Source organism: Pseudomonas fitomaticsae, from assembly GCF_021018765.1.
GTDB classification, from domain to species: Bacteria; Pseudomonadota; Gammaproteobacteria; order Pseudomonadales; family Pseudomonadaceae; genus Aquipseudomonas; species Aquipseudomonas fitomaticsae.
The window spans coordinates 2910864-2933976 of record NZ_CP075567.1 but is presented as its reverse complement, the minus strand read 5'-3'; the positions used below and the strand labels follow the sequence as shown (position 1 = coordinate 2933976).

5 protein-coding genes are annotated in these 23113 nt (G+C 64.1%); all 5 read right to left on the bottom strand.

The features are described from left to right. Nucleotides 1–15: 15 nt before the first annotated feature. From KJY40_RS13145 to KJY40_RS13125, 5 genes are read right to left on the bottom strand one after another with little or no spacing between them, the layout of a single operon-like run. The gene (locus KJY40_RS13145) at nucleotides 16–222 is read right to left on the bottom strand and encodes an MbtH family protein (RefSeq protein ID WP_127797766.1); all 207 of its coding nucleotides are present in this window, start codon (nucleotides 220–222) and stop codon (nucleotides 16–18) included. Beyond that, nucleotides 215–904, bottom strand: coding sequence for a hypothetical protein (locus KJY40_RS13140; protein WP_230737332.1), 690 nt, complete (start codon nucleotides 902–904; stop codon nucleotides 215–217). Before KJY40_RS13140 ends, KJY40_RS13145 begins: the two co-directional genes overlap by 8 nt. After that, nucleotides 901–9999, bottom strand: coding sequence for a non-ribosomal peptide synthetase (locus KJY40_RS13135; protein WP_230737331.1), 9099 nt, complete (start codon nucleotides 9997–9999; stop codon nucleotides 901–903). Before KJY40_RS13135 ends, KJY40_RS13140 begins: the two co-directional genes overlap by 4 nt. Continuing rightward, nucleotides 9996–14108 carry a non-ribosomal peptide synthetase gene (locus KJY40_RS13130; protein WP_230737330.1) on the bottom strand — a complete coding sequence of 1371 codons (4113 nt, stop codon included), beginning with the start codon at nucleotides 14106–14108 and terminating at the stop codon, nucleotides 9996–9998. The genes KJY40_RS13135 and KJY40_RS13130 overlap by 4 nt, the downstream gene beginning before the upstream one ends. After that, complete coding sequence (locus KJY40_RS13125) at nucleotides 14105–23113, bottom strand: non-ribosomal peptide synthetase (protein ID WP_230737329.1); 9009 nt, start codon at nucleotides 23111–23113, stop codon at nucleotides 14105–14107. The genes KJY40_RS13130 and KJY40_RS13125 overlap by 4 nt, the downstream gene beginning before the upstream one ends.

The following is a 23113-nucleotide window of genomic DNA, read 5'->3' as shown; positions in this document are numbered from 1 at the left end:
GTTCCCTCACCCTTTTTATTGGAACGACGCTGATGACTGCTCGCGTAGCGAACGCGGGCGCATGTCGATCCAGTGTTCGTTGATGTAATCCAGACAGACCTGACGCTCGCCGCGCATCCCAGCCTCGCTCCAGCCGCTGGCCATCGGCTTGCCCGCCGGCCACAGGGAATACTGACCCTGGGCGTTGATCACCACATCGAATTGCAGTTGTGCGTCATTCATGTCGTTCTCCTGTTGAACGGGATTGCAGCGTGGCCAGGCTTCGCTCGAGCCCGGCGGCGAGTTGGTTGAATACGGCATTTCGTTGTTCATCGGTCTGCGCGCGAGCCCCGACGTAAACCCGCACGGATGCCCCGCAAATCTGCGCGCAGGTGTCTGCATCGTCGTCCGCAAAAGCCCGGGCCGACACCTCGGCGTTGGCGCTGGCATGGGCCAGGGCAAACGCTGTGGCAGCGGCCTCGGTATTCAGTTGCGCGTAATACTCGGCGAACGCATCGGCATCGCCGAAGTGCTCGGCAATCATGGCGCTGTTGGCTGGCGCGAGGCCGTAGGTCATCGCACTGGCGTGGGCCTTGGCGTACGCCGCGTCATAGGCATAGGCCTTGCGATACAGCGCCAGCAACACCGGTTTGAGCGCGGCCCGCCACTCGCCCTGACGCCCGATCACGCCGAGCGCCGCTCGCTGATGCAGGCTCTGCAACACGAGCAGCGCCTGCTGATGTTCCGGCAAGGCTTCGCCGAGCATCGGCATGACCACGTCGGCCTGCCAGAGATGAAACAGCTGAAATGGCACCTGCCCGTGGAATCGGCTCAAGCGCAGATGCAAGGCCTCATCCGGTTCGGCTTCGCATAAGACCTTGGTCAGGGCCAGCCACCATTGCGGCATCGAGATCGACTCATTCATGGCGAAGGCTCATCCGTACCGATGACCTCGGCCAGCAACCGCGCCCAGCGGCCCGCCACGATGCCGTAGTGATCGGTGTCCAGGGTTTGCCAGCTGCGCAACTGCGGCAGCAAGGCCTGCCAGTTGCGTTGCAGGTCGTCCGGATTCCATGCGTTGCCGAGCCCGTAAGGATTGACGTGCCCGGCGATGAACAGCCGCACCGCCGTGGTCGCCAGCGCAGGCGGCTGGAAGTCGACCATGCTGGTCATGTTGTTGCGACAGCACAGGGTCAGCCGTTGCAGATACGCCTGGCGTTCCTCGGCCATGCCCTGCCCTTCGGCTGCCGGCCAGCGTTGAGCAAACTCACGCTGGAACACCTGCTCGATGGTCTGCTCGTCGATGCCGGCCAGTTCCGCACCGGCATCCGGCGCGGGAGGGTCGATCAGGTACAACAACGGTTGCCTGAACCCGTCAGCCCGGGCCTGATGACACAGCGTTTGCGCCACCCATGCACCGAAGGACCAGCCTGCAAGGCGCCAAGTGCTGCCGTGCGGAAGATGGGTCTTGATCGCCTCCAGATACCAGCGTGCACGCTCCTCCACGCTGATGTTCGGCAACTGCGGCAGGCGCAGCGCCGGGTCGGCGATCACGCACACGCCCAGTTCCGCCGGCAGCGCCGACACCAGCTCCCGATAGGCCTGAACATCGCCGCCCACCGGGTGGATCAGGTACAGCCAGTCGCGGCCGGCACCGGCATGCCATTGATCGATCCGCACCGCGTCGTGCCAGCCGTGCAGTGTTACGGCGGCCGCCTCTTCAACCGTGGCGGTCGAGACCAGTCCCAGCACCTCGCTCAGGCTGACCTTGTGGCTGAACTGCGACAGCTGGAACACCTCGCCGGTGGCTGCTTGCAGTTCGTCGATCAGGTCGAGCAGCGTCAGCGAATCCGCGCCCAGGTCGTACAGCGAATCGTCGTCCTCCAGCTCGGCCACACCGAGCCACTTGCACAGGCACTCACGCAAACGCGTCGAAAGATCCACGCCCTTCGGCGCTTCGACCGATGCGGCCACAGCACCATGGCGAACCGGATAAAACCGCCGAGCCGTGTCGATGCCGGTGGTGGAGATCAGCAGCTGCGGCAACTGCGTCGCCATCGCCAGGTCGAACACCCGACAGCCCTCTTCGGCCGAGAGACCGACCGTCAGATGCTCCAGATGCGCGACGTCTCCACCGTTGCTGGTGGTGGCCATGCCGATATCGCACCAGATGTCCCAGTTGATCCCCAGACGCAGGCAAGCGTCGGCCGGGTTCGGGCGATAGTGGGTGAAGCCGTCGAGCACCCCGCTGGCTGCCGCGTAGTCCAGATGCCCCGCGCCGCCGAACAGCGCCGACATCGACGAGCAGTACAGGACAAAACCCGGCGTCAGGTGCTCGATCAAGGCTTCGACCGCCAGCATGCCGCGAGTTTTGGCGGCCATGGCCTCGGCCATTTGTCGGGCATCGCGATGGCGAATCAGACTGCCCGCACCGACGCCCGCCGCATGAATCACCCCGCTCAGGCGACCGTAACGAACGGCCAGTTGATCGAGGATCTGCGGCCAGTGCGGCAGGTCGGCGATGTCTGCTTTGATGCAGTCGATCCGCGACGCGTACGCCGCCAGTGACTCAGGCAATTGCCCTTGGCGCGAGATCAGCACCACACGGCGCGCGGGTGCCTGCAGCAGGTGTTCGCACAGGGTCCGACCGATACCGCCGCTGCCGCCCAGCACCAGAAACGTACCGTCTTCCGGCAGAAGGCCTGATGTGGTTGTTGGGCCGGTCAATGGCTGGGGCAGCAAGCGTGGCTGCCAGAGGTAACCGTCGCGCACCGCCATTCGCCGAGGCAATGAAGCCGGATCGGCAAGCAACGCTGCCAACTCGCCGGCCTGCGCTTCGAGGCGCAACGATGGCAAATCCAGCCAGTGGCAACGCACCGGGTATTCCTGCGGCACCACTTCGGTGATGCCGGCCAGCGCTGCCAGCTCGGGCCGCTGAACTTCGCCGTCCACCGGGCACGCCTGCCATGAAATCAACCACAGCCGCAGACGTGTCGTGCGCGGGGCTTGCCCCCAGGCCTGCATCAATGCGCTGACCGTGTCCAGACAGGCCCACTGCGCCAGATCCAGACTTTGCTCGTTGACCGCGCCCGACACCGCCAGCGGCAAGGCATGCAGCCAGTCGAGTTCATCGAGCGCAGGTTCTGCTACTTCGGCGAGCAACCGGTTCAGGGCTTCGGTGTCCAGCGGATCCAGCTCGAAACGGTCCGCGCTCAAGCGCTTGAAGCCATTGCCGGTGCGCACCTGAATCACGCGTCGATAGACAGTGTTCAGGCTCGCCAGCAATGCCGATTCCGGTGCCTCATGGCTGCACAGAATCAGCACCTCGCGGGATCCGGCCGTCGCTGTCGCGCTCAGGCGCCGGGTGCGCACCCACTGACGTTGGTGGAACCAGTCCGCCAGCGGTTGTCGCTCAAGGGCTGGCGCATCCGGTTGAACAGCTACAGGTGTCTGGAAACGATAGGTCTGAAGATCGAACGACGATGGCGGCAAATCCCAGGGCGGCGGTGCCGAGCGCTGCGACCATTGGATGTTCACGCCCTCGTACCAGGCATCCAGCAGTTCCTGCGGCGATTGATCACGCGAGATCAACTGCGCACTTGAGACCGTGACCTCCTTGATCGCTGTTGGCTGCAATGGAATGTCATCACCCGGCCGACAGACCATCGCGAAGCGCCAACGCAATTGCCGGCGACCTGACTGCAAGTGCCGCAACAACGCGGTGTGCTGCTCGGGATTGGTTTGCAGATATTCGCGAAGCGCCGCGATATCTCGCAGCAACTCCGCTCGGCTGTGAGCCGAAATCATCAGCACCGGCACCGTTTCCTCGACCCCTTCCTGAGCCTTGGGCGCAGCACCGACGATGACATGCGCATTGGTCCCGCCGATCCCGAAACTGCTCACACCGGCCAGTCGCCGCCGACCGTCCGGCCATGGCCGGGACGTGGTCGGCACATAGAACGGCGAATGCTCCAGATCGATCTGCGGGTTGATCCGGCCAAAACCGAGGTTCGGCGGCAGCACGCCATGGAACACCGCAAGGCTGGCGCGAATCAGCCCGACCACCCCCGCCGCTGCGCCCAGATGACCGATCTGGCTTTTCACCGAAGCCAATGCGCACTGACCGACCGGCGCATCGCCGAAAGCCTTGGTCAGCGCCGCGACTTCAATCGGATCGCCCAGCAAAGTGCCGGTGCCATGGGCCTCGATGTAGCCAATGTCGGCGCCGGTCAATCCGGCCCGGCTCAAGGCATCGCGGATAACCGCGCTCTGCCCGGCCACCGACGGCGCGGTGTAGCTCATCTTGGCTCGGCCATCGTTGTTCAGTGCAGAGCCTTCGAGCAGCGCATAGATCCGGTCGCCATCGGCCCGCGCCTTGGCCAGCGGTTTGAGCACCACTACGCCATAGCCGCTGGCGCCAAGGGTGCCGCTGGCGTCGTCGCTGAATGGACGACACAAACCATCGGCGGAAAAGATGTGCTGCGAGCGATGCCGATAGCCCTCGGTCAGGGTCGGATCGATCAGCACCCCGGCTGCGAGCATCACGTCACTGTCGCCCTGACGCAGCATCGAACTGGCCAGGTGCACGGCGATTAGCGAACTGCCGCATGCAGCTTGCACGCTCAGGGCCGGGCCGTTGAGGTCCAGGTGATACGCGGCTTTGGTCGCGAGAAAATCCTTGTCGTGCTGCAGCGCTAGCTGAAAACCGTCCGGCAGATCGCCTTCGGCGGTTTCGCGCAGCATCTGCTGGAAGTAGGTGGTTTCGCCGCAACTGGCGATCAGGCCGATACGCGGGCCGTCCGCCGATGGAACGATGGCCGCGTGTTGCAGGGCCTGCACACACGCCATCAGCAGATGCCGCTGTTGCGGGTCCATCAGCCGGGCTTCCTGGCGGCTGATGCCGAAGTACTCGGGATCGAAATCGAGCAGGCCCGCCAGTTGGCTGCGGGCGCCGACCAGGCCTTCTTCGGCAGCAAAGTGCTCGATGCCCAGCGCATTGCCTTGCACCATCGCCCAGAACTCGGACAGGTTCTGCGCCCCGGCCACATTGACCGACATACCGATAATCGCCATCGGCTGATGGCCTGTATCGGTCTGCCGTACACGCTCCGCCACGTCCACCGGCGCGGTCGACAAATGCGCCGCCAGACGTCGCACCGTGACGTGCTCGAACAGGTCGGCCATCGTCACCTTGTGCGGCAGCTCTGCGGCGTAACGCCCGTGCAAACGCATCAGACCGAGACTGGTGGCGCCCGCCTCGAAGAAGGTCTGCTCCGGCTCGATGTCACGGCCGATCACGGCCTGGAACAACTCGCTCAGCTGCCGCTCCAGCGCACTCAATTGAACAACCGGTTGTGGCGTGCTGCGCCGCTCCAACGCCTCGCCCAGATTCGGCAAGGCCTTGCGGTCGATCTTGCCGCTGGGGGTGCGTGGCCAAAGGTCAAGCCGTCGGTATTCATCGATCCGCACGTGGGCCGGCAGCAGTCGCGCCACCTGACGATCCAATTGTTGCGAGGTCGCAGGTTGGCCATCGAGCTGCAGCCAGGCGATCAACTGTGGTGGATCAGCCTGAACCGCGACCACCGCGTTGACCACTTCCGGCACCTGCATCAGCGCCGCCTCGATCTGCCCCAGCTCCAGACGATGGCCGCTGAGTTTGATCTGCTGATCGTCACGTCCCAGATAATGCAGGCAGCCTTGGGCGTCGGCCCACGCCAGATCGCCGGTGCGGTAGTACAGACAGCCGTCTGCCAGCTCGACAAATCGCGCGGCGTTCAGCGCAGGATCAGCCAGATAGCAGCGAGCAACCATCGGCCCGGCCACCAGCAAATAGCCGCGACTGCCGATCGGCACCGGGCGGTCATGTTCATCGACCAGCAGCAACCGCGCATTGCCGACGCCATGGCCGATCGGTGCGCGCAATGGCCAGTCCCGCGCCACGGGCGGCAGGCGCAAGGCGCTGACCACGTGGGTTTCAGTCGGGCCATAGTGGTTGAACAACGAGGCCTGCGGCATGCCGTCGAACCAGTTGCGCAGCGCCTCCGTGCAGAGCAGTTGCTCGCCGGCCGTGATCACCTCACGCAACGCCGACGGGTAAATGCCCCGGTTCACTGCGGTTTGCGCCAGATGCTGCAAGGCCACGTATGGCAGAAACAGGCGCTCGATCCGCGCCTCGACCATGTAATCCAGCAACGCCTCGGCATCCTGCCGCCAGCGCGGCGTGATCAGGTGATAACAACCACCGCCGCACAGGGTGCTGAAGATCTCCTGGAACGACACATCGAACGACAGCATCGAGAACTGCAGCGTTACCGCCTTCGCCGGCAACTGCCCTTCGGTGCGCTGCCATTGCAGCAGGTTGCACAGGGTTCGCTCCGACACTTGCACACCTTTGGGCGTGCCCGTCGATCCGGAGGTGAACAGCGTGTACAGCGGCCGTTCACCGGCGTGGCGTGGGCGTTCGAACGCTTTGACATCGGCGTGCAGATCGACCCGATGCGTGGCGAATCGTCCGGCGTTCAGGTCATCCAGCGCGGCCGCCGTTGTGTCGCTGAACAGCACACAATGCGGTTGCGCCTGCTCCAGCACCTGACGCTGGATCACCACCGGATAAGCAGGATCCAGCGGCACGGCGGTCAGGTTGAGTTTGGCCAGCGCCAGCAAGGCGACGATGTGTTCCACCGAGGCATCGAGGAACAGCACGACATGCAGCGGCGCGTTCCCGGCCGGCAGTGGATGACTCTCGATCAGGGTGGCAGCCAGAGCATCGGCCAGCGTATTCAAATCGCGATAAGTGAGATGACGCTGACCCTGAACCAGCGCAACCGCCTCCGGCGTGCAATGCACTTGATGCTCGAATCCGTCCGCCAATGTATTGAACGGCAGCGCAATCTGCGGACCTTCGCTGGCCGGTGGCAAACCAAGTCGATACGGACCGAGTAAATCGTCGAGCCTGGCCGCCGGGCTTTCCAGCAACAAGTCCAAGCCTCGGCGAAACAGCGCGTTCACCGCGCTCATCTGTTGAGCATCGAAATAGCTGCACTGATATTCCCACCAGCATTCCAGCTGCGAACCGCTCCCCACCATCAACAACGTCAGCGGGCACTTGGCATGCAACTGCTCGTTGAATTCCAGCGTGGCGCGCAGGCTGGAATCGGTCAGCGCCGCGTAATCGGTGTTTTCCAGCACAAACATGAAATCGAACAGCAACGGGCTCGACGACAGCCGCAGGTCTTCCACCAGATCCGCCAGCGCCACGTCCTGCAACGCCAGCACTTCGCGCACGGTGGCGGTCTGTTTGCGCAAGTGCTCGCTCAGGGACAATGCGTTTTCAACGGCAGTGGGGATCAGAACGGTGTTGGCAAACATGCCGACGGTGTCTTCGAACTCCGCCAGCGGCCGGTTGGACACCGGGCTGGCGATCCGTGGCCGCTCGCAGCCGGTCAGGGCGTACAGGCTCCAGGCGAAGGCACTGAACAGCACTTCGAAACGGGTCAGTCGTTGCTGGGTGCAAAAGCGTTCGAGGGCCGCGCTGCGCAGTGGGCCCAAGGGTTCCCGGTGCAACCGGGCGGCGGGGCTGATTTCGCGCATTGGCATCAACGCCGGCGACGGTTCCTCCTGCCGGCGATGCAACTCGGCCAGGGCGCGGCGCTGGTCGCGATAATGCGGATCGACGCTCCACTGGCGCTGCCACTGGCCAAACTCCAGCGTCGTCAGTCGTGCGGCTGGCTGCGGGCTGTCGCGGCCTTGCAGGACATCGGTGTAAAGCTGATTCAGGTCATCGAACAGCAGGTTCACCGACCAGCCATCAACGATGATGTGATGCAGGTTCAGCAACAACCGGCAGCTGCCATCGGCGAACGGCAACAGCCGGGCCTGAAACAGGTTAGGCGTGGTCAGGTCGAACGGCGCGGCGAACACCAACTCCGCGAAGGCCCGCCAGTTGTCCTCGGTAAAATGCCCGACCGCGAAGGTGCGACAGGTCGGACCCTGTTCGGCGATTACCTGATCGAGTCCATCGCTACCGGGCGCAAAAGCCGTGCGTAACCCCGGATGACGCTGCACGAGACGACCCACGGCCTCAGCCAGTGCCGCGACATCTACACCTGCCGCCAGATGCAGAATCAGCGGCACGCTATATGCGGTCGAGGTCGGTGAACGTTGTTGCAACAGCCACAAACGACGCTGTTCGGCGGTGGCCGGCAGGCGTTTGGCGCTGCTGATCAGAGGCGCAGGTGGGTAGATCGAATCGCAGTTGGTTTCACCGGTCAGTTGTTCGGCCAACGACGAGAAAGGCTCGTTGAGCAACATGTCGAGCGCGATCTCACGCTGCCAACGAACACGGATCGCCGAACGCAGGCGCATGGCCTTGAGAGAATCGCCGCCGCTACCCAGCCAGTCGTCCTGCGCACTCAGGGCCGGTTGGCCGAGCAGCAAACGGGCCTGACTCAACAACCATTCCAGCGCCGGTGAAACGCTTTCGTTATCCGTAACCGCCAGGACTGGATGCCACGGACTCAACCCTTGGGCCAACAACCCGTCGCGGTCGATCTTGCCATTGGCCGTCAGCGGCAAACGATCCAGCAGAAACAACTGATGCGGCCGCATATACGGCGCCAGTTGAGCCCGCAGATGGTCTTCGAAGGCGTGATAGTCCAGATCCCCGCGCGGCACGATGAACGCCAGCAACTGATGATCTTCAGCCGCCTGACGCCGGGTGCAGACATACACCTGCGCCACACCCGGATACTCCAGCATCCGCTGCTCCACCTCCCCCGGCTCAATCCGGAAACCACGAATTTTCACCTGACGGTCGACCCGCCCCAGGTACTCGATCAAGCCTTCGGCATTGCGCCGCACCAGGTCACCGGTGCGGTAATGCACCTGCGCACCACCGTCGAGATCGGGCAAATGAACGAACTGGCGGGCGGTTTCTTCGGGCCGGTTGCGATAGCCACGGGCGACACCGCTGCCACTCAGATACAACTCACCGACCTCGCCCGCCGGCACCGGACGCTGCTGCTCATCCAGCACCTGCACACCGGTATCCGGCAACGGTCGGCCAATGGGCGCCGAGTCACCGGCAAAGTCGCGGCTGATCGGCCAGCACAGGGCAAACGTGGTGCATTCGGTCGGACCGTAAACATTGAAAATCCGGCAGCGGCTCTCAGGATTGGCCCGATACCATCCGCGCACGGCGGCAGCGCTGATCTGCTCACCGCCGATCAGCACCTGACGCACGCTGGAAAAACACGACGGCCACTCTGCAATCAAGGTGTTGAACAGCGACACCGTCATGAACAGGTTGTCGACCTGCGTCCGCTCCAGCACCTCGGCCAGACGCCGCGCATCCAGCACGTCCTCGTCGGCGATCATCACGCAGCAACCGCCGTTGAGCAGCGGCGCCCACAGTTCGAAACTGCACGCATCGAATGCCGGGTTGGACAGGCAGGCGAAGCGGTCCGTCGGGCGAATCTCGATATAGCCGTCGGTGTGCGCCAGCCGCAGCAAGCCGCGCTCGCCCACCTCGACCGCTTTCGGCGTGCCGGTGGTGCCCGAGGTGTAGAACAGGAACATCACCTCGGCGAAGTCTGCGGCCAGCGATTGCGGCGGAGCGTCCGGCTGATCGAGCAAGGCCTCGACACTGGTTTGCCACAGTGAAGGCGACCACAGTGGTTCTTCATCCAGGGTAATCAGGCCGACACACGCCGCATCCGTCAGCATCAACTCCCGGCGTTTGAACGGGCTGGCTCGATCCAGCGGGACCACCACCGCGCCGACTTTCAGCGCGCCGAGAATCGCCGCCAGCCATTGCCAGCAACGCGGCATGCACAATGCCAGCGACTGACCGGGCTCGACGCCGCGCGCCTGCAACCCTCGGGCAATGCGTTCGCTGGCGCTGGCCAGTTCGGCGTAAGTCAGCGTGACCGACTGATCGATCACCGCCGGCGCTTGCGGATTACGCAGAACTTGCTCGGCAAAACGCGCAAGCAACGGCCTGTCTTTGGACGCACTCATCATTTCGCCTCCTGCGCGTCGAAGCGTTGCAGCTCACGACGGATGATTTGCGAGACCCGATGGATTTCCGCGCTTTCGAGCATGTCCCAGTGCCCGCCGCTGACCAGTTTCGCCAGATAACCGCTGCCTGCGCGGCGACGCCAGAAGCCCCGCAGTTCACGCAATTGATGGCGGCTGAAATCTTCCCGGGCCTGAATCAGCACCACACGACCGGCGCGCGGCGCGCATTCAAAGGCGGCCATGGCCAGGCGGTTGTGGTTGTAAATGTTGAAATAGCGTTCGACCTGGGCGTCTTCGATGCCGGGGTACATGCCGTTGAAACGCACCAGTTTGTCGCGGAACTCGGCCATGTCGACGGTGCCGATCTGCTCGCGGAAACCCGGATCGTCGCTGCCCTGGGTGTCGAGCAGCACCACCGTCACCTGACGATGCCCCGCCGCCGTCAACCGCCGCGCCATTTCATAGGCCACCAGACCGCCGAACGACAGCCCGGTGAGGATCAAAGGTTGCTGTGCCAGCGGTTCGATCAGGCGCAAGTAAGCCTCGGCCATCGCTTCGACCGTCGGCTCGGTGCGCTCCCCCGGATTCAACCCCGGCGATTGCACCCCATAGACGCCGGTTTCATCCGGCAGCCCCTTGGCTAGCGACAAATAACAGAACGCCGTGCCGCCCGCCGGGTGAATGCACACCACGTTGTGCTGGCCGCTGCCACGACGGAATTCGATCAGGTTGCTCTGGGCCAGCGCCGGGTTGGCCCCAACCCGCAGCCAGCCGCCCAGCGCTTCGATGGTCGGGTAGCTGAGCACCACGCGCACCGGCACTTCGACCGCGAACTGCTGGCTGATTTCATGGGCCATCTTGATCGCGGCGATGGAGGTGCCGCCGACATTGAAGAAGTTGTCGCGAATGCCGATCTGCGGCGCCAGCAACAGGCTTTTCCAGATCTGGTACAGCGCCAGTTCAATGTGGTCGCGCGGGCTGCTCAGATTGACCTGACGGTTGACCATTTCCTCATCCGCCAATGCCGTCAGCGCAGTGCGATCGACCTTGCCATTGGCAGTCAGCGGCAAGGCGTCGAGCCACAGATAGCTGCCGGGGATCACCGCTCTGGGCAGGGTTGTCGCCAGATGGGCGTGCACCGCTGCTTCGTCCACGGGTTCGGCCACCACACAGCAGGCCACCAGCCGCTGATCCTGCGCCGCTTCACCGACCATCAACACCACGGCGCTGCGGATACCGGGAAACGCTTCGAGCCGGGCTTCGATCTCGCCCAGTTCCAGACGCACGCCGCGCAACTTGACCTGAAAATCGTTGCGACCGAGAAATTCCAGCTGACCGTCCGGGCGATAACGCGCCAGATCGCCGCTGCGATAGAGCCGATCACCTGTCACAAACGGATTAGCGATAAAGCGCTCGGCACTCAGTTGCGCCAGCCCCAGATAACCCCGGGCCACGCCCACGCCGCCAATGTGCAGATGCCCGGTCACGCCCACCGGCACCGGCTCGTCGCGGTCATCGAGTACGTAAAAACGGTTGTTGGAAATCGGCCGACCGATCGGCAGTTGCCAGGCCGGCACTTCCGCGCCGGGCTCCAGGGTCCAGATGCTGTTGATCACCGTGGTTTCGGTCGGGCCGTAGACGTTGTGCAGCCGCGCATGGGGCAGACGCTCCTGAAAGCGCCGCGCCAGCGCTGGCGGCAGTTCGCCGCCGCCGCTGAACACATCGGTCAGCGACGCACACTGGCTGACCTCGTCGACTTCCAGAAACAGCTGCAACATCGCCGGCACGAACACCAGCGCCGTGACCTGCTGCTCGCGCACCTCGCGGGCCAGATACGCCGGTTCGTAATGCCCGCCTGGCCGCGCGATCACCAGCCGTCCGCCGGTTGCCAGCGGCCAGAACGTCTCCCAGGCCGACGCATCGAAACCGAACGGGATCTTGTGCAACATCGCCCCGGCTTCGCCGCAGACCTGCAAACACCACAGCAGCAAATTGCTCAAGCCACGGTGGGCGACCATCGCGCCCTTGGGCAACCCGGTGGTGCCCGAGGTGTAGATCACGTAGGCGAGATGGTCAGGGTTTACGCCGACATTGCGTGGATCGAGATTGTCCGCCGGCAGCGACGCCCAGCTCGCGGCGTCCTTTTCGAGGTCGAGGATCGGCGCTTCCCGGTTCGACCCTTGCACGGCCTGACGCAAGATTCCGTGCGCCGAACCGAGGGTCAGCAGCACCGCCGGCGTGCTGTCGCCGAGCATATGGCTCAGGCGACCCAGCGGATAATCCGGATCCAGCGGCACGTAGGCGCCGCCGGCCTTGAGCACCGCCAGCAGCGCCACCGGCAATTCCAGCGAACGCTCGATGCACACCGCCACGCGCACATCCGGGCCGACGCCCAAGGTGCGCAAATGCCGCGCCAGTCGGTTGGCCCGGGCATTGAGTTCGGTGTAGCTCAGCGATTCACCCTCGAATACCACTGCGCAGGCCTGAGGGTTGCTCGCGGCCTGCGCTTCGACCAGTTGATGCACGCAGGGCGCCGCTTGCATCAGTGGTGCGGTGCGGTTGAAGTCGACCAGCACCTGCTGACGCTCCGCCTCGTTCATCAACGGCAAGGCATTGATCGGTTGCTTGGCGTCAGCGGCGATCTGTTCGAGCAGATGACGGTAGTGCCCGCTCAAACGCTCGATGGTCGCAACGTCGTAGAGGTCGGTGTTGTATTCCACCAACAGGTCCAGCCGCCCTGCCCGCTCGACCCATTCGAATGCCAGATCGAACTTGGCTGTGGCACTGCTGGTGCCGTAGGGCGCCAGTTCCAGACCGGGCATCAGCACCGCGTTGCCCGGTGTGTTCTGCAACACCAGCATCACCTGGAACAACGGCGAACGAGCGGGATCGCGTTGCGGGTTGACGGCTTCGACCACGCGGTCAAACGGCACGTCCTGATGGGCGTGGACGTCGAGCATCTGGCCCCGCACTTCGCGCAGCAGTTCGGCGAAGGTCTGCTGCGGATTCAGGCGCTGACGCAGCACCAGCGTGTTGACGAAATGGCCGATCAGCGGCTCGACTTCCGGGCGATTGCGGTTGGCGAACGGTGTGCCGATGCACAGATCCTGCTGACCGCTGTGGCGCCACAGCAGCACCGCCAAAGCACCGAGCAGCACGTTAAACAGCGTGCCCTGAGTTTGCCGGCCCAGCGCCGTGAGTTCACGCAAGGTGCCGCCATCGACGGAGGAACTGAACGTGGCGCCGACATAACGCTGCACCAGCGGGCGCGGCCGGTCGGCGGGCAAGGTCGACAACAGCGGCGCGTCGTCCAGGGTACGACGCCAGTAGTCGAGCTGAGCGTCCAGCACCGCACCGCCGACGCGCTGTTGCTGCCAGCAGGCGTAGTCGGCGTATTGCACCGGCAACGGCGCAAGCGTCGGGGTTTCGCCACGCAGATAATCGCCGTACAACGTGGCGACTTCATGCAGGATCACGCCCATCGACCAGCCGTCGGCGATGATGTGGTGCACGCTGTACAGCCACAGGTATTCGTCGTCGGCCACGCGCAGTAGCGACGCCCGCAGCAATGGGCCGGTGGCCAGATCGAACGGCGCCCGGGCATCCTGCTCGACGGCGAATCGCACGTGTTGCTCACGCTCATCGGCAGGCAATTGGCGCAGGTCCGTCACCGGCAACGACAGCGGCATCGACGGGTGCACCACCTGACGCGGTTCACCGTCCACGCTGCAAAACGTCGTGCGCAGGACTTCGTGGCGGGCCACCAGTTGGTTCAGCACCCGCTCCAGTTGCGCGACGTCCAGTCGTCCCTTGAGCGTTACTGCCGTGGGCACGTTGTAGAACGGGTTGCCGGGTTCCAGTTGATCGAGAAACCACAACTGCCGCTGCGAGAACGACAACGGCCAGGACTCCTGCGCGCCAACACGGCGGGGAATCGCCGTGTCATCGTGCCCGCCGAGCAAGGCGAGCAGTTCCTGTTTGTGACGCTTGAGCGCCTGGGTCAGCTCTTCGGTGAGAAACCCGCGCGGCGCCTTGCAGCGCAGCCTGTAACCGTCCACTTCGAGCACCACGCCATGGCGAGCGAACAACGCCAGCAATTGATCGGCATTCATACTTCGAACTCCTCCATGTCTTCGTCGTCCAGGCTTGCGGTCACAGGCTCGTTGGTAAACGCCTCGACCGGCGCGCGGTGTTGTTCATCGGCCGTGCGCAGCCCGCCGATCATCGAGTAGATCAATTCATGGCTCGGCCCGAGGTCGAACAGCGCCGTCAGTTGTTGCTCCTCGACCGAGCCGATGCCGCACAGGCCCAGGCCGTGCTCGACAGCGGTCATGCTCAGCAACTGGGCCATGGCCCCGCTTTCGATGTGGCAGAAGTCGCGGCTGCGCTCGCCATACAACGGACGAATCGCGGCCATGTCGGCGATGAAGAACAGCGAGAACGCGGCGTTCTCGTACACCGGACGGTTGACGAAATAGTCGTAGGTGTCCGGGTCGAGCAATCCGCTCTGGAGCGCCAGCAAACGATGCTGGCGGGGATCGTAGTAATACGCGCCGCCGGGCACGCCGAGCACGCGATCCGCTTTGATGTAGAGATAGGCCTGAATCGGGTACAGACCGCCCGCCGACGGGAACTGGTATTTCACCTCGCCGTCGAGTTGCCCCTGAGCCAGCGCCGCCAGTACATGGGCGAAGGCCTGGGTGGTGATCGGTTGCAGATCGTATTGGCGCACCGAGCGGTAATCGCTCAAACGTCGGGTGAAGACCGGGTCTTGTGGCAGATCCAGTGCCACTGCCGGCAAGGCTTGAGCAAAGTCGCGGCGTCCGCGCTGTTCGGCCTTGAACTGCGCCCGCTGCTGGGGATCTTCGATCATGTCCTGCACGGGCTCCGAGGCCTGCTGCACGTTGCCGAGCAGATCCTGACGCGCCCGGTTCTGGCGGTACATGCCGAGCAGGTGCAGCAGCGTCGGCTGGGCCAGCAGTTGCGCCACGTGCGGGCGGAACTGCAAGGCGCCGGACAAGGCGTTGCTGATCCGCACGATATCGATCGAGGTCGCGCCGAGGTTCAGCAGATTGGCATTGGCGGCGATGGATTCGCGCTTGAGCACGCCCTGCACAATTTCCACCAGTCGCTGTTCCTGCGGGCCCTCGACTTCCAGCGCCGGACCTTGTTCTTCGATTTGCTCCGGTTCCGGCAGGCGCTTTTTGTCTACCTTGCCGTTGGATGACAACGGCCACGCTTCAACGAAGGTGAACGACGCCGGAATCATGTAGGCCGGCAGTTTGTCGCTCAGGTACGCGCTGAAATCGCTGGCCTGCAACGCCGGGTCGGCCTTGAGCACATAGCCCGCCAGACGCTTCTCGCCCAACGTGCTGCCAAGAATCCGCACCACCGCGCTCTGCACGCCGGGATGGCGATTGAGTGCGGCTTCGATCTCGCCCAGCTCGATGCGATAGCCCTGGACTTTGACCTGATTGTCTTCGCGACCGAGGAATTCGATGTTGCCGTCCGGCAGCAAACGGCCCAGGTCGCCGGTGCGATACAGCCGTTCGCCGGTCAGTGGATGGGCGAAGAAGCTGCCCGCGCTGAGTTTTTCATCGCGCCAGTAACCTTTCGCCAGACCGATGCCGCCGATGTACAGCTGGCCCGCGACCCAGGCCGGGCGCACTTGCAGCGCTTCATCCAGCACGTAGAAACGCTGATGATCGAGGGCCTTGCCGTAGGGAATGCTGCGCCAGGCCGGGTCGACGTCTTGCACCGGATAGCAGATCGACCAGATCGACGCTTCGGTTGCGCCACCGAGGCTGATCAACTGCAACTCCGGCTGCAAGGCCCAGGCCCGCTCGGGCAGAGTCAACGGAATCCAGTCGCCGGACAGCATCGCCACCCGCAGGCTGGCAGGCAACGCGCGGCCCTCGCCCTCCACGTATTCGACCAGCATGCCGAGCAGCGCCGGCACCGAGTTCCACAGGCTGACGTGATGACGCTTGATCAATTCGAGCCAGTGCTCCGGATCGAGGGTCAGTTGCGGGTCGAGGATGACCACCGCCGCGCCCACCGCCAACGTGCCGAAGAAGTCATAGACCGACAGGTCGAAACTCAGCGAGGAGATCGCCAACACCCGATCATTCGGGCCAACGGCAAAGCGCCGGTTGATGTCGAGCAAGGTGTTGACCGCGCCGCGATGGTCGATCACCACGCCTTTGGGCTGCCCGGTGGAACCGGAGGTGTAGATCACGTAAGCGAGGTCGCTTTCGTTCACCTGCACCGGTTGCAATGGCAGTTCATCGTTCGAGACTTCATCGGTCACGGCAATGGCCGTGACTTGCGTCGGCCATTCGATCCTGTCGAGCAGCGCCGGTTGGGTCAGGGCCAGACTCGCCTCGGCCCGCTCCAGAATATGCCGCAGACGTTCCGCCGGCTGGGTCGGTTCGATGGGCAGGTAAGCGCCGCCGGCATACAGAATCGCCAGCGTTGCGACCACTTGTTCCCAACCGCGCTCCATCACCACCGCGACCAATCGGTTCGGCAGCACGCCCTGCGTTTGCAATCGGGCGCCGAGTTGTCGGGCTTCGTTGCGCAGTTGCACGTAAGTCAACTGTCGCGTGCCGATCACCGCCAGTGCATCCGGTGTGGCCAGGGCCTGACATTCGAACAGTTCGTGCATCAACGGCAGCGGTTGCTGATTGTCGACCGGCGCCGGCAACCGCGCCTGCGGCAACAGCTGCGACGTGTTTGCGCCCCAGGCTGCCGGCTCGCACAGGCTGTCGAGCAACGTGTTATAGGCGACAAACATCTGCTCGATCATGCCTTGCGGGAACAGTTCGTCGATGCTGTCCCAGTTGAACAACAGGCGCCCCTCCAGCTCCAGCAAGGTGTGGTCGAGCCACACCTGCGGGGTCTGGGTGATGCTGTGCATGTGTTTGGCATTCAATGCGTCGGCCAGATTGAATTCGGCCAGTTCCGGCGCCGCTTCCGAGAGCGTGCTGTTGAACACGATCGGCATCGCCGTCTGCTGCACGCCCCGGGCCTGGGACAATTCCCGCAGCACCCGCACGCCGCTGACCACTGAATGGTCGATGTCGCGCCACAGCTGCGCCTGCACCGCGCGGGCCTTGTCGGTGAAGCTCTGCGAACCGTCGATACCGACTTCCAGCAGCACCAGCGAGGTGAAGTCGCCGATGATTTCGTCGACATCGGTGTGCAACGGCATACGGTTGAATAGCGGCAGGCTCAGGGTGAAACGCGGCGTGCGGCTCCACAGCGCCAGCACTTCGCTGAACGCAGTCAGGAGCATCACCGACGGCGTCACCGCAAACTGTTTGGCCACGGCTTTGAGTTGCGCCCACTGCGCGGCGGACATGTCGCGGTCGCGGCGGGTGAAGTGCGGGTTGGCGATGCTCTCGGGTTGGCGCACCAGCGGCAGGTCTGGCGCCGGGGCCAGAGTAGTCACTCGTTCGCGCCAGTAGCCCAGCGCCTGCTCGTAGCGGCGACCGTTGCGCAGTTGCTGTTCAGCCAATACGTAGTCGCGGAAAGTCAGGCCCGGTTCGGCCAGTTCCAGCGCGGGATCGACGTAGAACGCCATCAATTCCCGGGCGAGAATCTGCGTGCTCGCGGCGTCGACGATCAGCGCATCAAGGCTGATGTGCAAATGGGTGATGCCGTCATCGAGCAACGACAGACTGAACTCGAACAGCGGCCAGCGACTGGCGTCCAGCACCTGATGGGACTGGCGTTCGCGGGTTGCCTCAAGGGTGCGTTGTGCCACGTCGGCGGGTAAACCGCGCAGATCGCTGCGCGGCATGCGATAGGTCGGCACCTGTGCCAGCACCTGTTGCGTGCCGTCGCTGAGGAACACCACTCGCAGCATGTCGTGGCGCTGGATCATGCGATTCAACGCTAGCTCGAAACGTTCGGCGTCGAACTCGGGAATACGCAGTTCTTCGTAACCGTGGGCACTGACGCCGCCGAGGCTGACCGTGGCCTCGCGACCGAACCAGTAGGCCTGCTGGATATCGGTCAGGGGGAACGGCTCATGCCGATTGCCGCGATCCGGCTCGATCTGGATAAACGCCGGTTCGATGCTCTGCTCTTCACGCGAAACCTGCGCCGCCAGATCCAGCAACACCGGGGTCTGGAACAGACTGCTCAGGGACAGTTGCGCGCCCATGCGCTGGTTGATTGCGTAGATCATTCGCGTCGCCAGCAGCGAGTGGCCGCCGAGGTCGAAGAAGTTGTCGTGGATGCCGACCCGCTCGCACTTGAGCACTTCGGCCCAGATCTCGGCCATTTGCCGTTCAACGTCGTTGCGCGGCGCCTCGTAAGTTGCCCCGGCGCTGCGTTCCGGCGCCGGCAGCGCCTGTCGGTCGAGCTTGCCGTTGCGGGTCAGCGGCAATTGCGAGAGCCGGACCCAGGCACTCGGGATCATGTGTTCGGGCAACTGGCGTTGCAGTTCGGCGCGCAGGGACTCGCTGGTCACGGTGCCGACCACGTAGGCCACCAGACGCTTGTCCCCGGCCACGTCTTCACGCAGCAACACGGCGGCTTCCTGCACACCGGGTTGTTGATGCAACAGGCTGTCGATCTCGCCGAGTTCGATGCGGAACCCGCGCAGTTTCACCTGTTGGTCGATGCGTCCCAGGTATTGCACGTTGCCGTCGGACTGGAATTTCGCGAGGTCGCCGCTGCGATACATCCGCGCGCCCGGTTCGGCACTGAACGGATCCGGCAGGAAGCGTTCGGCGGTCAGGTCCGGGCGGTTCAGATAGCCACGGGCCAGGCAGGCGCCAGCGATGTACAACTCGCCCGCCACGCCGACCGGCACCGGATTCAGATGCTCGTCCAGCACGTAGAGCCGCACATTGGCGATGGGTCGGCCGATAGGCGGCGCGTCCGGCCAGGATTCGACGTCGTTGCAATCAAGGCTGAACTGACTGACCACATGGGTTTCGGTCGGCCCGTATTGGTTATGCAACTGCGCGCCACCGAGTCCACGGACAAAACCGCGCAGCTCGTCGTTGATTTGCAGGGCTTCCCCGGCGGTTATGATCTCGCAACCACCGGCCGGCATCGGTGCATCGGGCTCGGTCAGGCCGGCAAGTTGCTGCAACACGGCGAACGGCAGGAACGCCCGTTGCACGCCTTCGGCCACCAGAGTCGGGCGCAACGCGGCAAGGTCCTTGCGGCTGTCTTCGGTCATCAGCAACAGGCTGCCGCCCTGGCAGAGCGTGCTGCAGATTTCCTGGAACGAGACGTCGAAGTTCAGCGAGGCGAATTGCAGCACACGCTGCGGTGTTGTGGCTTGATCGAGCTGCCAGGCGATCAGGTTGTCCAGCGCGTGACGGCTGTGGGCCACGCCTTTCGGGCGTCCGGTGGAACCAGAGGTGTAGAGCACGTAGCCGAGGTTTTCCGGGTTCACCATGACTTGCGGATCATCCGTCGGGTGTAGCGCCCATTGCGATGCGTCGGTGTCCAGGCAGCAGATCTTCGCCTCGTTGGCCGGCAGCCCGGCCATCAGGCTCGATTGCGTCAGCAGCAAGGTCGGCGCGGCATCGCTGAACATGAACGCCAGACGTTCACTCGGATAAGCCGGGTCAAACGGCACATACGCCGCGCCGGCCTTGAGGATCGCCAGCAGGCCGATGACCATTTGCGGCGAGCGTTCCAGACACAAACCGACGCGATGTTCAGGGCCGACGCCTTGTTCGATCAGGTAATGCGCGAGGCGGTTGGCCGCGCGATTCAGCTCGCCGTAGCTCTGCTGCTCACGGTCGGCGAGCAGCGCCACGGCGTCGGGCGTTTGCCGGGCAACGGTTTCGAAGAGTGCCACGCAACCGGGCAACGACGAGGTATCCCGCGCAGTGGGGTTCCAGTCATGAACGATCTGCTGATATTGCTCGGCGCTCAGCAGCATGATCCTCGCCAGCGACTGCTGGCTGTCCTCGACCATCTGCGTCAGCACCCGGCGCAGGTACTCGCCGAACTGCTCGACAGTGCCGCGTTCGAACAGACCCGAGGCATATTCCAGACCGCCGACGATCTGCCCGTCGTGCTCATGGAGCGCCAGTTGCAGATCAAACTTGGCCACGTGATGGCTGCTCTCGACCGGCGTGACATCCAGCCCGGTCAGCAGCAGATCGGAATCCTGATCCTGCTCCCAGGCAAACAGCACCTGGAACAACGGGCTGTGAGCCAGGCTGCGCGGCGGGTTGAGCAACTCCACCACTTGCTCGAACGGCAGGTCTTGATGCTCCTGAGCGTCCAGTGCCACCCGCCGCGCCTGTTGCAGCCATTGCGCCACCGACGGCGTACCTGACTGAGTCATGCGCAGCGCCAGGGTGTTGACGAAGAAACCGATCAGCCCTTCCAGTTCCTGCTGCGGGCGGTTGGCCGATGGCACGCCGATCACCACATCGTTCTGTCCCGACAGGCGCGACAGCAACAGCGAAAAACCGGCCAGCAGATTCATGAACAGCGTGGTGCCTTGCTGCATGCCCAAGGCTTTCAGGCGTGCGGTCAGGGTGGCGTCGAAGACCAGCGGGACAAAACCGCCGAGGTAATCCTGCACGGGCGGACGCTTGTGATCGGTCGGCAATTCCAGCAGTACCGGTGCGCCGGTGAGGGTTTCGCGCCAGTAACGGCTTTGTTGCTCCAGCACGTCGCCGGACAGCCACTGTTTTTGCCACACGGCGTAATCCACGTATTGCACGGACAAGGGCGGCAGCGGATCGTCGCGGTCCAGCAACGCCGCCGCGTACAGCTGACCCAGCTCGCGGGTGAGCACGCCCATCGACCAACCATCGGAGATGATGTGATGCTGGGTCAGCAGCAACACATGGTCATCCGCCGCCAGTCGCAGCAGGCTGACGCGCATCAGCGGGCCTCGGCTCAGGTCGAACGGTCGGGCGCCCTCCTCGTCGATCAAACGGGTCAGGCGCTCTTGCGCATCGTGCCCCTGCACGTCAGTCACCGTCAGCCGGATGCTGTGCGCTGGCGGCGAAACCAGTTGACGCCCTTCCCCTTCAACGGCGATGAACGTGGTGCGCAGCGCAGCATGGCGCGCCACCAGTTGATTGAAGCTGCGTTCGAGTGCCGCCACGTCCAGCGAACCGCGCAAACGCAGGTTCAACGGCATGTGATACGCCGCGTTGCCACCCTCCATTTGTGCCAGAAACCACAGGCGCTGCTGGGCAGACGACAACGTTTGCGCGCCCGTGCATTCAAGGGCCGTGATGGCCGGGCGAGCCGCAGCCTGACTGGCTTGCAGCCGTTCGGCGAACTCCGCCAGAACCGGTGCGGCAAACAGCGTCGAAGGCGCGACTTCCAGCCCCAGCGTGTGACGAACCTGCGCCAGCACCCGCATCACCAGCAGCGAGTGACCACCGAGGGCGAAGAACTGATCCTGACGCCCCACCCGCTCAACGCCGAGCACGTCGGCCCAGATCGCGGCGAGCGCGGTTTCCAGCGAGCCTTGGGGTGCCAGGTATTCCTGCTGATCGAACGCCTCGACATTCGGTGCCGGTAAACCGGGACGATCGACCTTGCCGTTGGCGGTCAGCGGCAACGCGTCGAGCCGCACGAAAGCGGTCGGTACCATGTAGTCCGGCAGGCTGACTTGCAGCTGTTCACGCAGGGAACGCGGGCTCAAAGTGGTGTCTGGTTTTTCGCAGTAATAGGCAACCAGACGAGGCTCACCGGGACTGTCCTGGCGCAGCAGCACCACGCTTTCGCGCACGCCCGGGATGTCCGCCAGCCGGGTTTCGATTTCCCCCAGCTCCAGACGCAGGCCGCGCAACTTGGCCTGGGAATCGTTGCGGCCGAGGAATTCCAGTTGGCCGTCGGCCCGGTAACGCGCCAGATCTCCGGTGCGGTAAAGGCGCTCACCCACCTCGAACGGGCTGTCGAGGAAACGCTCGGCAGTCAGTTGTGGCAGATTCAGATAACCGCGCGCCACGCCGACGCCACCGATGTACAACTCGCCCGCGACACCCTCGGCAACCGGTGCGCCGTCAGCGTCGAGCAGGTAAATCCGGGTGTTGGGCAGTGCCCGGCCGATGGGCAGCACCGCGTCGATCGGGCTGTTTTCGGTGAATTCAAAACAGGTGCTGTCGATGCTCGCTTCAGTCACGCCGTAGGCCTGGACGATCTGCACGCGATCACCGCAAAGCCTGCGCAATTGCCGCGCGCTGTGGGCGGTCCAGATGTCGGAGCCGCAGACCACGGTGCGCAGGAACGACAGGTCGTGGTCGGTCTCTTCGACCCACGCCAACAGTGGATTGAGCAGCGCCGGCACGAAGTCGGCAAAGCCAATCTGCGCCTCGCGCATCAGACGATACAGGGCCGGCGGGTCCATCAGGGTGTCCCGTGGACACAGCACCAGCGTGCCGCCAAAACCCAGCGCACGGATCAGGTCGGCGCTGAACACGTCGAAGGAAAAACCGGCCATTTGCAGATGATTGATCGGCTCGCCCAGAGCATAGAGCTGCGCCCAGTCGGCGCTCACCGCAACCAGCCCGCGATGCTCGACCATCACGCCTTTCGGGGTGCCGGTGGAGCCGGAGGTGTAGATCACGTAAGCCAGGTGACGGGGTGTCAGGCCGATCGCGTGAGGATCGGGGTTGTCAGCCGACAGCGCAGCCCAATCCCGGGCGTCGGCCAGATCCAGCAGCGTCGGGGTGATCGCCGACTGTTCGAGTGCCGCCCGCAAAACACCGCGCGCCTGGCCGTGAGTCAGTACCACCGGCGGTGCACTGTCAGCCAGCATGTGCGCCAGCCGCGCCTGCGGGTAGGCCGGGTCCAGCGGCACATAGGCGCCGCCGGCCTTGAGCACCGCGAGTACGCCGACCAGCATTTCCAGCGAACGCTCCAGACACAGCCCGACCCGCACGTCCGGCCCGACCCCGAGCATGCGCAACTGATGGGCCAACCGGTTGGCGCGGGTGTTCAGTTCACGATAACTGAACGCCTCCTGCTGCCAGCGTGCGGCGATGGCCTCGGGATTGCGCCGCACCTGCGCTTCAAACAGGCCGTGCACGCACAGGTCTGCATCGAACGGTTTCAAGGAGCAAACGTCGGGCTGCGCGGGATTCGTCCCACGCAAGGAAGTGTTATCGAGCAT